The organism is Ochrobactrum sp. SFR4 (assembly GCF_019730395.1).
In the GTDB taxonomy this organism is placed as follows: Bacteria; Pseudomonadota; Alphaproteobacteria; order Rhizobiales; family Rhizobiaceae; genus Pseudochrobactrum.
In genome coordinates this window covers 1-256 of the sequence record NZ_JAAPBB010001013.1, presented here as the reverse complement: position 1 = coordinate 256, position 256 = coordinate 1, and the positions used below count along the sequence as shown (strand labels likewise).

The 256-nt window shown below is 52.7% G+C and carries 1 pseudogene; it reads left to right on the top strand.

From position 1 onward, the window contains the following. A pseudogene (locus tag HBA93_RS22145) lies at positions 1-256 on the top strand (hypothetical protein); the annotation flags it as partial.

Here is a 256-nt window from a genome sequence, read left to right as displayed (position 1 = left end):
CAACACCACTTGGCGGCAGCACGGTTCCGCCGGTCTATGCAGACAATCAGCCCGACTTCCCGCCGCATGATAAAGATGACTGGTACGTCCCGTTACGCCACCGGCTGTCCAGCAAATTATTGCTGATGATCATTCTGGCCGTGCTGATTGCGGAAGTCATCATTCTTGTTCCGTCGATCGCCAATATGCGCACGCAATGGCTGACCACCAAACATAATATGATTGCGACATCGAGCCTGCTTTTGCTCGATAGCAA